This is a genomic window from Bradyrhizobium sp. USDA3516 (assembly GCF_057651995.1).
Genome location: NZ_JBYGYN010000002.1, coordinates 247,084 through 260,166 on the forward strand (window position 1 = coordinate 247,084; position 13,083 = coordinate 260,166).

14 protein-coding genes are annotated in these 13,083 nt (G+C 64.0%); 3 read left to right on the plus strand and 11 right to left on the minus strand.

The window, feature by feature from the left end; all coding sequences use genetic code 11:
* Positions 1-2: 2 nt before the first annotated feature.
* From AC24YW_RS07065 to urtA, 11 genes are all read right to left on the minus strand, one after another.
* Positions 3-302 (minus strand): putative quinol monooxygenase, encoded by a 300-nt coding sequence (locus tag AC24YW_RS07065; RefSeq protein WP_035998129.1) that lies wholly within the window; start codon positions 300-302, stop codon positions 3-5.
* A 130-nt stretch (positions 303-432) separates the two neighbouring features.
* Positions 433-2,148 (minus strand): urease subunit alpha, encoded by a 1,716-nt coding sequence (gene ureC / locus AC24YW_RS07070; protein ID WP_487482054.1) that lies wholly within the window; start codon positions 2,146-2,148, stop codon positions 433-435.
* Between the two features lie 34 nt (positions 2,149-2,182).
* Positions 2,183-2,722: an HD domain-containing protein gene (locus AC24YW_RS07075; protein WP_487482055.1), complete on the minus strand. Its 540-nt coding sequence runs from the start codon at positions 2,720-2,722 to the stop codon at positions 2,183-2,185.
* Positions 2,723-2,779: 57 nt separating this feature from the next.
* A complete protein-coding gene (locus AC24YW_RS07080; RefSeq protein WP_026202067.1) occupies positions 2,780-3,085 on the minus strand; it encodes an urease subunit beta in 306 nt (101 codons plus the stop codon).
* Between the two features lie 130 nt (positions 3,086-3,215).
* The gene (locus AC24YW_RS07085) at positions 3,216-3,518 is read right to left on the minus strand and encodes an urease subunit gamma (RefSeq protein WP_007605424.1); all 303 of its coding nucleotides are present in this window, start codon (positions 3,516-3,518) and stop codon (positions 3,216-3,218) included.
* A 38-nt stretch (positions 3,519-3,556) separates the two neighbouring features.
* The gene (locus AC24YW_RS07090; protein ID WP_487482056.1) at positions 3,557-4,375 is read right to left on the minus strand and encodes an urease accessory protein UreD; all 819 of its coding nucleotides are present in this window, start codon (positions 4,373-4,375) and stop codon (positions 3,557-3,559) included.
* 44 nt (positions 4,376-4,419) lie between these two features.
* The gene (gene urtE / locus AC24YW_RS07095; RefSeq protein ID WP_487482057.1) at positions 4,420-5,115 is read right to left on the minus strand and encodes an urea ABC transporter ATP-binding subunit UrtE; all 696 of its coding nucleotides are present in this window, start codon (positions 5,113-5,115) and stop codon (positions 4,420-4,422) included.
* Positions 5,116-5,203: 88 nt separating this feature from the next.
* Complete coding sequence (gene urtD, locus AC24YW_RS07100) at positions 5,204-5,965, minus strand: urea ABC transporter ATP-binding protein UrtD (RefSeq protein ID WP_487482058.1); 762 nt, start codon at positions 5,963-5,965, stop codon at positions 5,204-5,206.
* Between the two features lie 6 nt (positions 5,966-5,971).
* The gene (gene urtC / locus AC24YW_RS07105) at positions 5,972-7,141 is read right to left on the minus strand and encodes an urea ABC transporter permease subunit UrtC (protein ID WP_487482059.1); all 1,170 of its coding nucleotides are present in this window, start codon (positions 7,139-7,141) and stop codon (positions 5,972-5,974) included.
* Positions 7,138-8,745, minus strand: coding sequence for an urea ABC transporter permease subunit UrtB (urtB, locus tag AC24YW_RS07110; RefSeq protein WP_487482060.1), 1,608 nt, complete (start codon positions 8,743-8,745; stop codon positions 7,138-7,140). The genes urtC and urtB overlap by 4 nt, the downstream gene beginning before the upstream one ends.
* Positions 8,746-8,829: 84 nt before the next feature.
* Complete coding sequence (urtA, locus tag AC24YW_RS07115; RefSeq protein ID WP_193760479.1) at positions 8,830-10,152, minus strand: urea ABC transporter substrate-binding protein; 1,323 nt, start codon at positions 10,150-10,152, stop codon at positions 8,830-8,832.
* 481 nt (positions 10,153-10,633) lie between these two features.
* On the opposite strand from urtA, the gene AC24YW_RS07120 reads away from it, so the two are divergent.
* From AC24YW_RS07120 to AC24YW_RS07130, 3 genes are all read left to right on the plus strand, one after another.
* Entirely contained in the window at positions 10,634-12,217 is a 1,584-nt protein-coding gene (locus AC24YW_RS07120; protein WP_487482061.1) for a DEAD/DEAH box helicase, read from the plus strand.
* A gap of 23 nt (positions 12,218-12,240) precedes the next feature.
* Positions 12,241-12,528, plus strand: a complete 288-nt coding sequence (gene infA / locus AC24YW_RS07125) for a translation initiation factor IF-1 (RefSeq protein ID WP_035998101.1) — start codon at positions 12,241-12,243, stop codon at positions 12,526-12,528.
* A 258-nt stretch (positions 12,529-12,786) separates the two neighbouring features.
* The gene (locus tag AC24YW_RS07130) at positions 12,787-12,999 is read left to right on the plus strand and encodes a cold-shock protein (RefSeq protein WP_014439634.1); all 213 of its coding nucleotides are present in this window, start codon (positions 12,787-12,789) and stop codon (positions 12,997-12,999) included.
* Positions 13,000-13,083: the final 84 nt, after the last annotated feature.

A 13,083-nucleotide genomic window follows, 5' to 3' on the forward strand; every position in this document is an offset into this window, starting at 1 on the left:
CTTTACCGTGTCTCGACCTTCTCGGGCGTGATGTATTCGATCTTCGGCGGCGCCGTGAAGCATTTCACCGCAACGCGGCCGAACGTCTTCATGTGCTCGGCAGCGCGATGCGGCCCCAGCGCCTCCATATTCTCCCACTGCTCGACGAACACCATCTTGGCAGGGTCCGTGACGCTCTCATGCAAATCATAGGCGATATTGCCGGGCTCTTTGCGCGTCTCCTTGATGCAGGCGGTGGCGGCTGCAATGAATTCGGCGCGCGTCTCGGGCTTGATGGTCAGGGTGGCAACGACGTAGATCACGAGAAATCCTCCCGGCTTTTCTTCTGAGGGTTACGATACCGGGCGGGACATTAGACCAGGCGGGACCGAACGCAAAACCGCAAAAAAGCCGTCCCCGGACACCGCCGGGGACATGCGTTGAGGCGCTATTTCAGTACATGAAATATCGCTGCGCCATCGGCAGCACCTCCGCCGGAGCGCAGGTCAGGAGCTCGCCATCGGCGCGCACTTCATAGGTCTCCGGATCGACCTCGATGTTGGGCGTCGCGTCGTTGTGGATCATGCTCTTCTTGGAAATCTTGCCGCGGGTGTTCTGAACTGCATAGAGCTTCTTCTCGATGCCGAGCTTGCGCGCGAGGCCACCGGTGACCGCGGCCTTGGAAGTGAACACCACCGAGGATGCCGTGCGCGCCTTGCCGAACGCGCCGAACATCGGCTGGTAATGCACCGGCTGCGGCGTCGGGATCGAGGCGTTGGGATCGCCCATGGGCGCCGCAACGATGGTGCCGCCCTTGACGATGCAGTCCGGCTTGACGCCGAAGAAGGCGGGCGACCACAGCACGAGATCGGCGAGCTTGCCCTTCTCCACCGAGCCGATCAGCTTCGACACGCCATGCGCGATCGCGGGATTGATCGTATACTTCGCGATGTAGCGCTTGACGCGAAAATTGTCGTTGTCCTTGCCCTTGTCCTGCGGCAGAGACCCACGCTGCTTCTTCATCTTGTCGGCGGTCTGCCAGGTTCGGATGATGACCTCGCCGAGGCGGCCCATGGCCTGCGAGTCCGACGACATCATCGAGAGCGCGCCGAGGTCGTGAAGGATGTCCTCGGCCGCGATCGTCTCCTTGCGGATGCGGCTTTCGGCGAACGCCAGATCTTCGGCAATCGAGGGATCGAGATGGTGGCACACCATCAGCATGTCCAGATGCTCGTCGATGGTGTTGCGGGTGAACGGCCGGGTCGGGTTGGTCGAGGACGGCAGCACGTTCTTCAGGCCGGCGACCTTGATGATGTCAGGAGCGTGGCCGCCGCCGGCGCCTTCGGTGTGGAAGGCGTGGATGGTGCGGCCCTTGAAGGCCTTGATCGTGTCCTCGACGAATCCGGATTCGTTCAGCGTGTCGGTGTGGATCATCACCTGGATGTCGTGATCGTCGGCGACCGAGAGGCAATTGTCGATCGCGGCCGGCGTGGTGCCCCAATCCTCGTGCAGCTTCAGCGCGCAGGCGCCGGCCCTGATCATCTCGACCAGCGCGGCGGGGCGCGAGGCGTTACCCTTGCCGGAGATGCCGAGATTGACCGGGAAGGCGTCGAACGACTGAATCATGCGCGCGATGTGCCACGGGCCCGGCGTGCAGGTGGTGGCGAAGGTGCCATGCGAGGGGCCGGTGCCGCCACCCAGCATCGAGGTGACGCCACTCATCAACGCGTGCTCGATCTGCTGCGGACAGATGAAATGGATGTGGCTGTCGAAGCCGCCGGCGGTGAGGATCTTGCCTTCGCCCGCGATCACGTCGGTGCCGGGGCCGATGATGATGGTGACGCCGGGCTGGATATCGGGATTGCCGGCCTTGCCGATGCCAGCGATCATGCCGTCCTTGATGGCGACGTCGGCCTTCACGATGCCCCAATGGTCGACGATCAGCGCATTGGTGATGACGGTGTCGGCCGCGCCCTGCTTGTTGGTGACCTGTGACTGCCCCATGCCGTCGCGGATCACCTTGCCGCCGCCGAACTTCACCTCCTCGCCATAGGTGGTGAAATCCTTCTCGACCTCGATGATGAGGTCGGTGTCGGCCAGCCGCACCTTGTCGCCGGTGGTCGGGCCGAACATGTCGGCATAGACGGAACGCTTCATCTTGACGGACATCACAAGCCCCGTTTGCGATTGAATATCTGGTTGGTCACAGCAAGGCCCTTGCTGCTTTCACGGCATCATCGAATTTCTCGTCGAGCCACGCATTGCCGCCGCGGCAACCCGCCACGACCTGCGTGGCCCACGCGACGTAATCGGCGAGATCCTCACGCTCCTCGGCGGTGGGATCGGCATGGATGCGCGCGCCCGTATTGCTGATCTTGTCGGCGATCTTGATCAGCTTGGCACCGGGGGATTTGTGCGGAGCGTCCTCGACCTGCTTCTGCCGCCGCTTCACCTTCGACAGGCTCATGTCGTCGGTGCACTCGGCGACGAGCGAGGCGATGCGCTTGGAAAATCTCTCCTCGAGCTCCTCACGTGTGGTGTCGGTGTCCTCGATCGTGTCGTGCAGCCAGCCGGCCGCGACCAGTTCGGCATCGGCACCATCGGTTGCGGTGGCGAGCAGGTTTGCGACCTCGGCGAGATGATTGAGATAGGGCTCATTGCCGCGGCCCTTGCGCGCCATGCCGTTATGGCGCTGCGCGGCGAGCTCGGCAGCTTCCGAGACGAGGCGGATTGGTGAGAGCATGGAAAATACCTCCGTTTCCGCCTCAACCGTGCCGCGCCATGCTCGTTCCTGCGGAGGTCACAGCTTCCCCATCACATCGCCGCGGAAGCCGTAGATCGTCTTCTTGCCGGCCATGGCGACGAGCTGCACGTCGCGGGTCTGGCCGGGCTCGAAGCGGACGGCGGTGCCGGCGGCGATGTCGAGGCGCATGCCGCGGGCCTTCTTGCGGTCGAACTTGAGCGCCGGGTTGGTCTCGAAGAAATGGTAGTGCGAGCCGACCTGGATCGGACGGTCGCCGGTGTTGGCCACGGTCAACGTCACGGTCTTGCGGCCGGCATTGAGCTCGATCTCGCCGTCCTGGATGAAGAGTTCGCCGGGGATCATGTGCTACCTCGTCTTGCTCCGCTGCGTCATGGCCGGGCTTGTCCCGGCCATTCACGTGGGGCCGCTTGGTTGACGGTCGTGGATGCCCGGGACAAGCCCGGGCATGACGATGTTGATACAGTTTCGTGCTTCAACGGATCGGCTCGTGCACGGTGACGAGCTTGGTGCCGTCAGGAAAGGTCGCCTCGACCTGGATGTCGTGGATCATCTCGGGGATGCCCGGCATCACCTGGTCGCGGGTCAAGACTTGCGCACCGGATTGCATCAGCTCGGCGACGGTGCGGCCGTCACGCGCGCCTTCCAGAATGAAGTCGGAGATGATCGCGATCGCCTCGGGATGGTTGAGCTTGACGCCGCGGTCCAGCCGGCGGCGGGCCACGATCGCCGCCATCGAGATCAAAAGCTTGTCCTTTTCGCGCGGAGACAGATTCATGCGACATCTCTTCCGTTCAACACGTCAATTCAACCAGTCTAGTTCAGCCAAAGCCGCGGCAGGGCCGCACCGGTGCGCGCCAGCACCGTCATCATGTCGGCGCGCAAGCGCGCCGCATCTTGGGCACAGAACCGCGCCATTGCAAAGCCATTCCAGGCCGAGATTCCGACCTCGCCGGAGAACGATTCCGACGCCTCCCGGATGCGCTCGACCAGGGCTTCGTCGCCGGGCACGATCAGGGCCGTGCCGATCGCCGCGCCACCTTTGGCGACCGCGGACCGCGCAAGCTTGCCGCCAATATCGCCGTCGAGCCGGACGGTTTCTGCGAACACCAGCCGGCCGCCGCGGCGCAGCCGCCAGCGGTCGACGAACTCGCCCTGCTCCATCCGCTCGCCCATGGCGGTGCGGCCGAACACCACGATCTCGCACAGCAGGAATGAGGCCGCCTCGTCGAGGTCGATGTCGAAGCGGCGCTGCACGCGGGCACGGTCGAACAGAATCGTCTCCTGGGGCAGCCAGGCAAGATGTGCGCCCGCCCCGACCTTCAGGGCGATGTTGAGCTGCGCTGCCGCTCCGGGCGTGCGATAGACCTTTTCGGCGGCCGCTGTGGTCAGCGTCAGCCGCGCTGCTTCCGCCGCGGATATCTCGATATCAAAGCGATCGCCACCGGCAACTCCGCCGGCCGTGTTCACGAACACGCCGCACAGGCCCTGATCTTCCGGCGAGGGAAAGCGGACGCGGAGCGAACCGGATTCATGCAAGGCGCCGCGTCGCGTCACGCCATCGCGCGCATGCACGTCGAAGCGCACCGCGCCGCGCGCACGGTTGGCCTCGAACAGCGTGGATGTGGCTGACACTTCGCTGCGCATCCGTCTCCCCCAGCCGGTCGCGGCAGAATGGCTTACAGCGCCATCTGGCGGCTGATCTCGCCAGGATCGAGATTGGAGCGGTCGCAGGTGAACTTCACCGCGCCGCGATCCATCACCGCGAAACTGTCGCCGAGTTCGCAGGCAAAGTCGAGATATTGTTCGACCAGCACGATGGCGATGTTGCCGAGGTTGCGCAGGTAGGAAATGGCGCGGCCGATGTCCTTGATGATCGAGGGCTGGATGCCCTCGGTCGGCTCGTCGAGCAGCAGCAGTTTCGGCCGCATCACCAGCGCCCGGCCGATCGCGAGCTGCTGCTGCTGGCCGCCGGAGAGGTCGCCACCGCGCCGGCCGAGCATGGATTGCAGCACCGGAAACAGCGAGAACACGTCGTCGGGGATGTGCTTGTCCTCGCGCTTGAGTGGACCGAAGCCGGTCTTGAGGTTCTCCTCGACCGTCAGCAGCGGGAAGATCTCGCGGCCCTGCGGCACGAAGCCGATGCCCTTGCGCGCCCGCTCATACGGCCTGAGGCCGGTGATATCGTTGCCGTCGAACACGATCGCGCCCGAGGAGATCGGATATTGCCCGACCATCGCGCGCAGCAGCGATGTCTTGCCGACGCCGTTGCGCCCGAGCACGCAGGTCACCTTGCCGGGCTCGGCCGAGATCGAGACGCCGCGCAGCGCCTGGGCAGCACCGTAGTAGAGATTGATATCTTTCACTTCAAGCATCGGAAACACCTTTGCGGGCGAATAGCGAATGGCGAGTAGCGAATAGAAGAAGCGACCGATCCATTCGCCATTCCCTGTTCGCCGTTCGCTACCTTCCGAGATACACTTCAATCACCCGCTCGTTGGACGAGACCTGGTCGATGGTCCCCTCCGCGAGCACCGTGCCTTCATGCAGGCAGGTGACCTTGACGCCGAGCTCGCGCACGAAGGTCATGTCGTGCTCGACCACCATGACGGTGTGGGTCTTGTTGATTTCCTTCAGCAGCTCGGCGGTGAGATGCGTCTCGACGTCGGTCATTCCCGCGACGGGCTCGTCGACCAGCAGCAGCTTCGGATCCTGCGCCAGCAGCATGCCGATCTCCAGCCATTGCTTCTGGCCATGGCTGAGGCTGCCGGCGAGGCGATTGCGGGCCTCGGTGAGGCGGATCGTCTCCAGCACCTTGTCGATGCGCTCGGACTCCGCCTTGCTGCCGCGCCAGAACAGCGTGGCCTTGACGCTGTGATCGACATTGAGCGCCAGCAGCAGGTTGTCCTGCACGGTCTGGCTCTCGAACACCGTCGGCTTCTGGAATTTGCGGCCGATGCCGAGTTCGGCGATGCGGGTCTCGTCGAGGCGCGTCAGGTCGGTGACGCCATCGAACAGCACGGTGCCCTCGTCCGGCTTGGTCTTGCCGGTGATGATGTCCATCATCGTGGTCTTGCCGGCGCCGTTCGGGCCGATGATGGCGCGCATCTCGCCGGGCGCGAGCGTCAGCGACAGATTGTTGATGGCGTGGAAGCCGTCGAAGGAGACGTGCACGCCATCCAGGTAGAGCATCGCGGAAGTCGCGCGGGTGTCCATGACGTTCATGACCGCTTACTCCGCCATCTTGGGTTCGGTGACGCCGTCTTCGGCCGCGGCGCTCGCTGTGGTCGCGGCGGTGCGCTTTTCCTTGGACTGATCCCACCAGGCGTTGAAGGTGCCGACGATGCCCTTGGGCAGCAGCAGCGTCACGAGGATGAACAGGGCGCCCAGCATGAACAGCCAGTACGGCGCCAGCACGCCCGAGGTGAAGAACGTCTTGGCGTAGTTGACGACGACGGCGCCGAGCGCGGCGCCGACCAGCGTGCCGCGGCCGCCGACCGCGACCCAGATCACCGCCTCGATCGAATTGCCCGGCGCGAATTCGCTCGGGTTGATGATGCCGACCTGCGGCACGTAGAGCGCGCCGGCAACGCCGGCCATGCAGGCCGACACCGTGAACACGAACAGCTTGTAGGATTCGACGCGGTAGCCGAGGAAGCGCGTGCGCGATTCCGCATCGCGCACGGCTATCAAGACCTTGCCGAGCTTCGAGGAGACGATGGCGCGGCAGATCAGGAAGCCGACGATCAGCGCCAGGCAGCTCAGCGCGAACAGCGCCGCGCGCGTCCCCTCCGCCTGGACATTGAAACCGAGGATATCCTTGAAGTCGGTCAGGCCGTTATTGCCGCCAAAACCAAAGTCGTTGCGGAAGAAGGCGAGCAGCAGCGCATAGGTCATCGCCTGCGTGATGATCGACAGATAGACGCCGGTGACACGTGATCGGAAGGCGAGCCAGCCGAAGCAGAAGGCGAGCAGACCGGGCACGACCAGCACCATCAGCGCTGCGAACCAGAACATGTCGAAGCCGTACCAGTACCAGGGCAGCTTCTCCCAGTTCAGGAACACCATGAAGTCGGGCAGAACCGGATTGCCGTAGACGCCGCGGGTGCCGATCTGCCGCATCAGGTACATGCCCATGGCGTAGCCGCCGAGCGCGAAGAAAGCGCCGTGGCCGAGCGAGAGGATGCCGCAATAGCCCCAGATCAGGTCGATCGACAGCGCCAGGATGGCGTAGCAGACATACTTGCCCCAGAGCGCGACAAGATAGGTCGGCACCTGCAGGAACGAGCCCGCGGGCAGCAGCAGGTTGGAGAGCGGAATGAGGATGCCGCAGGCCGCGACGACGGCAAGGAAGATCGTCGCGCTGCGGTCCAGCGATCGCGTCAGCATGTGAGGGGTCATGCTTCCACCGCACGGCCCTTGAGCGCGAACAGGCCGCGCGGCCGCTTTTGAATGAACAGGATGATGAGAACCAGGATCGCGATCTTGCCGAGCACGGCGCCGGCGACCGGCTCCAGGAACTTGTTGGCGATACCGAGCGTGAAGGCGCCGACCAGCGTGCCCCAGAGATTGCCGACCCCGCCGAACACCACGACCATGAAGCTGTCGATGATGTAGCTCTGGCCGAGATTGGGGCTGACATTGTCGATCTGCGACAGCGCCACGCCGGCAATCCCGGCAATGCCCGAGCCGAGGCCGAAGGTCAGCGCGTCGACGCGCGAGGTGGCGATGCCCATCGAGGCCGCCATGCGGCGGTTCTGCGTCACCGCGCGCATTTCGAGGCCGAGCGCGGTGTAGCGCAGCATCGCGAGCAAAATCGCGAACACGGCGAGCGTGAAGACGAGGATCCAGAGCCGGTTGTAGGTGATGGTGATCTGGCCGAGCTCGAACGCGCCGCTCATCCAGGAGGGGTTGCCGACCTCGCGGTTGGTGGGACCGAACATGGTGCGCACCGCCTGCTGCAGCACCAGCGACAGGCCCCAGGTCGCGAGCAGCGTCTCGAGCGGCCGGCCGTAGAGGAAGCGGATGATGCTGCGCTCGATCAAGACGCCGATCGCGCCGGCGACGAGGAAGGCGAGCGGCACGGCGATCAAGAGCGAATAGTCGAACAGGCCGGGATAGCGGGTGCGGATCACCTCCTGCACCACGAAGGTGGTGTAGGCCCCGATCATCACCATCTCGCCATGCGCCATGTTGATGACGCCCATCACGCCGAAGGTGATGGCGAGCCCGATCGCGGCGAGCAGCAGCACCGAGCCGAGCGAGAGGCCGTACCAGGCATTCTGCACCATCGACCAGACCGCGAGCGAATTCTGGATCGAGCCGATCGCGCTCGCGGCAGCCTTGGTGACAGAGGCCGGCTGATCGCCCATGCCCGTGAGCAGCGCCAGCGCATCCTGGTCGCCCCGAGCCTTGAGGGTTGCGACCGCTTCGAGCTTCTCGACCTCGGTGGCGTCGGGCTTGAACAGCAGGATCGCCGCGCGGGCCTCAGCGAGCACCACCTTGACGGATTTGTTGGCCTCCTTGGCAAGCGCGGCATCGACCGCCTCGAGCGCGGTCTCCTCGTGCGACTTGAAGACGGATTGCGCGGCCTGCAGGCGCGTGCCGACGTCCGGAGACTGCAGCGTCAGGCTGCCGAGAGCGGCATCGACGCTGCGGCGCAGGCGGTTGTTGAGGCGAACCGCGCTCGCGCTGTCGGGAACGCTGGCGACGGCCTCGCCGGTCGCAGCGTCGATCGACTTGCCGTCTGCACCGGTGACGTAGACCTTCTTGCTGTCAGGATCGGCCATGAGGCGGCCGTCCTGCAGCGCATTGATGATCGGAAAAGCCAGCTTGCTGCCGCTGCCCGCGATCACACCGATCGCCTCTTCCGTGTCGGAAAAATCATCGTTGGCGAATTTGGCGACCGCATCCTCGAACGGACCGGCGAAGGCCGGCAGCGCAAACGCAATCAGGAACAACGAGAGTGCAAGCGAACAGAGACGGGCGGACAAATGGGCTGGCACTGTGAATGACCCCGGCAGAAATGAGTGGAGAAGGCGGCGGGATCGCCGCCCTCTCCGATCTTGCAATGGAGTATCAGATCGGGATCAGGAGCCCGAGCCGAGGCACTTGTTGGTCTTGGTGTTGAAGTTGCCGCACTTCTTGCCGACCCAGTCGCCGATCAGGTCCTTGGAGCCGTCGAGCTCCTTCGACCAGGCATCGCCGGGGACGAGGCTCGGGGTCTTCCAAACCACGTCGAACTGGCCGTTGCCCTTGATCTCGCCGATGAACACCGGCTTGGTGATATGGTGGTTCGGGAGCATCTTGGAGGTGCCGCCGGTCAGGTTCTTGGCTTCGATGCCCGGGAGAGCGTCGATCACCTTGTCGGGATCGGTCGACTTCACCTTCTCGACCGCCTTGACCCACATGTCGAAGCCGATCACGTGCGCTTCCATCGGATCGTTGGTCACGCGCTTCGGATTCTTGGTGTAGGCCTGCCACGCCTTGATGAACTTCTCGTTCTCCGGTGACTTGATCGACTGGAAGTAGTTCCAGGCGGCGAGGTGGCCGACCAGCGGCTTGGTGTCGATGCCGGCGAGTTCTTCCTCACCCACCGAGAACGCCACCACAGGGATGTCCTTGGCCTTGATGCCCTGGTTGCCGAGCTCCTTGTAGAAGGGAACGTTGGCGTCGCCGTTGATGGTCGAGACCACCGCGGTCTTCTTGCCGGCCGAGCCGAACTTCTTGATGTCGGCCACGATCGTCTGCCAGTCGGAGTGACCGAACGGCGTGTAGTTGATCATGATGTCTTCCTGGGCGACACCCTTCGACTTCAGATAGGCTTCCAGGATCTTGTTGGTGGTGCGCGGATAGACGTAGTCGGTGCCCGCGAGCACCCAGCGCTTCACCTTCTCGTCCTTCATGAGGTAGTCGACGGCGGGGATCGCCTGCTGGTTCGGCGCGGCACCCGTGTAGAACACGTTGCGCTCGCTCTCCTCACCCTCGTATTGCACGGGGTAGAACAGGATGCTGTTGAGCTCCTTGAACACTGGGAGCACCGACTTGCGCGACACCGAGGTCCAGCAGCCGAACACGACCGAGACCTTGTTCTTGGTGATCAGCTCGCGCGCCTTTTCGGCGAACAGCGGCCAGTTCGATGCGGGATCGACGACGACGGCTTCCAGCTTCTTGCCGAGCACGCCGCCCTTCTTGTTCTGCTCGTCGATCAGGAAGAGGATGGTGTCCTTCAGCGTGGTTTCGCTGATTGCCATGGTGCCGGACAGGGAGTGGAGGACACCCACCTTGATGGTGTCGTCGGCAGCCTTTGCGCCAGTCAATGAAGCCAGACCGAGCATCAGTCCGGCGGTCGCGGCGAGCACGCCGCGGCGGCTAAATGACGCCGCTATATCGTGAGTGGATTTGTTAAACATGAGTGCCTCATCTCCCTGACGCAGACGTGAAAAACGCTGCGAAACGGCCCCACGGCCGCCTGCGATTAACGGAATCGCAAGAACCATGCCATGGGCTGAGCACCCATCAACCCATTGAATTTATTTGTCTAATCACCCGGAATCGAAGTTTCGCCGCGGTTCAGTCGCCTAAATTATGAGCAATACAAATGTATGCGAAAGCGGCAAGCAGACTTCTATTTGAGCACATTGCCCGTTTTGTCTAAATTTCCGGCAGTCGTATTTCTGCGGCGCACCCGCTGTTTCTGACGCATCTGCCTTGAAACCGCCCGCTCGATGTTCCATATGAATGGTCGAGACCTCTTGCGAATCAAGGGGTCGTAGCGAGCCGCGTGTTCTTAAGCCCTCTACGGGCCTCTGGCTTGCCCCATCTCTCCCAAGCCAACCGACACCCCAAACACGCAGGTGTCTTCTCGACACCCCTTTTGCGCGCGCCGCGCTGATGCGCCGGGCGTTCGCTTTTGACATGGAAAGAACCCCTCTTTTGACTTCGTTTCAGGACTTCGGCCTCGCCGAACCGATCGCACGCGCTCTTCGTGAAGAAAATTACGTCACCCCCACTCCGATCCAGGCCCAGACCATCCCGCTGGCATTGACCGGTCGCGACGTCGTCGGCATCGCCCAGACCGGTACCGGCAAGACCGCGTCCTTCGCGCTGCCGATCCTGCATCGTCTGCTCGAGAACCGCATCAAGCCGCAGCCCAAGACCGCCCGCGTGCTGGTGCTGTCGCCGACCCGGGAGCTGTCCGGGCAGATCCTCGACAGCTTCAACGCCTATGGCCGCCACATCCGCCTGTCCTCGACGCTCGCGATTGGCGGCGTGCCGATGGGCCGTCAGGTCCGCGCGCTGATGCAGGGCGTCGACGTGCTGGTCGCCACCCCAGGCCGCCTGCTCGACCTCGTGCAGAGCAACGGTTTGAAGCTTTCAAGCGTCGAGTTCCTCGTGCTCGACGAAGCCGACCGCATGCTCGACATGGGCTTCATCAACGACATCCGCAAAATCGTCGCCAAGCTGCCGATCAAGCGGCAGACGCTGTTCTTCTCGGCCACCATGCCGAAGGACATCGCCGAGCTCGCCGATTCCATGCTGCGCGACCCCGCCCGTGTCGCGGTGACCCCGGTGTCCTCGACCGCCGAGCGGATCAACCAGCGCATCCTGCAGGTCGACTTCGCGGCCAAGCCGGCCTTCCTGACCAAGCTGCTGCAGGACGAAGCGATCAACCGCGCGCTGGTCTTCACCCGCACCAAGCACGGCGCCGACAAGGTGGTGAAGACGCTGGCCAAGGCCGGGATCGCCGCCAACGCCATCCACGGCAACAAGTCGCAGAACCATCGCGAGCGCACGCTCGCCCAGTTCCGCTCGGGCGAGATCCGCACCCTGGTCGCCACCGACATCGCAGCCCGCGGCATCGACGTCGACGGCATCAGCCACGTCATCAACTTCGACCTGCCGAACGTGCCGGAGACCTACGTCCACCGTATCGGTCGCACCGCGCGTGCCGGCGCCGACGGCACCGCGATCTCGCTGGTGGCGGGCGGCGAGGAGCTCGGCTATCTGCGCGACATCGAGCGGCTGATTCGCGTCGCCCTGCAGCGGGAGGACCACCGCACCGACGCCGGCCGCCGTGATCCCGGTGCCGCTCCCTCGCAGCAGCGACATGGCCGGCCGGGCGGTCGTCCGGGCCAGCGCCCGCAAGGCGCACGGCACGGTGACGGACGGCGCGCCGACGAACGGCATGCCGACGGGCGCCACCATAGTGCCGGCAAGCAAGGCGACGGCAGGCATGGTGAAGGCCGGCACGCCGAGCCGAGGCATGCCGACGGACGGCCCGGCAGTGGCCCAAATGCCTCCAAGGGTTCTCGCCGCCGCCGCTCCGGTGGTAAGATGCATTCGTCGCCTGTCGACCGTCCGGAACAGCGTTCCGCGCATAGCGCCGGGACCCCTGATGGGATACAAGGCGTTGCCTTTTTGCGCCGCCAGAGTCGGCCAAACAGCCAACCGAACCGCAAACCCTATTCGCACTAGCCGTCCACGACCTGGAGACATTCATGGCTAAGGAAGAGCTGATCCAGTTCGAAGGACTGGTCACCGAAATCCTCCCCGATGCCCGCTACCGCGTGCAGCTCGACGCCGGACACGAGATCGTTGCCTATACCGCCGGCAAGATGAAGAAGAACCGCATCAAGACGCTCGCGGGCGACCGCGTGACCGTGGAGATGTCGCCCTATGACCTCGAGAAGGGCCGGCTGATTTTCCGCCACAAGGACGAACGTCCCAGCACGCCGGGCGGACCGCCCCGTCCCGGACAGCGCGGCGGCCAGTTCCGCCGCCGCTAGTCGGCTGCGGCGCGGGTTCGAATTCCGATCTGTAGGTTGATCCGCCGTCGACATCGCGGCGGATCAAAAAATCGTGCGCGTCCGGATTGTTTCGAACCGTTGCTTCCGATAAAATGAATTAATCGATTTTCGGCCGGACGACATTGGCATCCACCGGTACAGCCGGTTCAGACACGCTGACGACCCTTCCAGAAATTCGATCTAACCCTGCCCGCGCGAGCGGGCTCCGACATTGTGTTATCTGAGAAGGACTACCCCATGAGCATGGGAACCGTGAAGTGGTTTAACGCAACCAAGGGCTTCGGCTTCATTCAGCCCGACGACGGCGGCCAGGACGTGTTCGTTCACATCAGCGCCGTGGAACGCGCCGGCCTCGGCTCGCTGCGCGAGGGCCAGAAGATCTCCTACGAGATCGTGGCCGACCGCCGTTCCGGCAAGTCGGCAGCGGACAACCTGCGCGCTGCGGGCTGACCGCGTCGGGCCGCTGGCCCGATCAGCGAGCCAAAGCAAAAAGGCCGTGCGCAACGCACGGCCTTTTTCATGTCACGGACGGCC

Excerpts from the sequence above, each read along its gene's own strand:
- ureC (WP_487482054.1), bottom strand. The coding sequence starts at position 2,148 with ATGTCCGTCAAGATGAAGCGTTCCGTCTATGCCGACATGTTCGGCCCG.
- AC24YW_RS07075 (WP_487482055.1), bottom strand. The coding sequence starts at position 2,722 with ATGCTCTCACCAATCCGCCTCGTCTCGGAAGCTGCCGAGCTCGCCGCG.
- AC24YW_RS07080 (WP_026202067.1), bottom strand. The coding sequence starts at position 3,085 with ATGATCCCCGGCGAACTCTTCATCCAGGACGGCGAGATCGAGCTCAAT.
- AC24YW_RS07085 (WP_007605424.1), bottom strand. The coding sequence starts at position 3,518 with ATGAATCTGTCTCCGCGCGAAAAGGACAAGCTTTTGATCTCGATGGCG.
- urtE (WP_487482057.1), bottom strand. The coding sequence starts at position 5,115 with ATGCTTGAAGTGAAAGATATCAATCTCTACTACGGTGCTGCCCAGGCG.
- urtD (WP_487482058.1), bottom strand. The coding sequence starts at position 5,965 with ATGAACGTCATGGACACCCGCGCGACTTCCGCGATGCTCTACCTGGAT.
- urtC (WP_487482059.1), bottom strand. The coding sequence starts at position 7,141 with ATGACCCCTCACATGCTGACGCGATCGCTGGACCGCAGCGCGACGATC.
- urtA (WP_193760479.1), bottom strand. The coding sequence starts at position 10,152 with ATGTTTAACAAATCCACTCACGATATAGCGGCGTCATTTAGCCGCCGC.
- AC24YW_RS07120 (WP_487482061.1), top strand. The coding sequence starts at position 10,634 with ATGCGCCGGGCGTTCGCTTTTGACATGGAAAGAACCCCTCTTTTGACT.
- infA (WP_035998101.1), top strand. The coding sequence starts at position 12,241 with ATGGCTAAGGAAGAGCTGATCCAGTTCGAAGGACTGGTCACCGAAATC.
- AC24YW_RS07130 (WP_014439634.1), top strand. The coding sequence starts at position 12,787 with ATGAGCATGGGAACCGTGAAGTGGTTTAACGCAACCAAGGGCTTCGGC.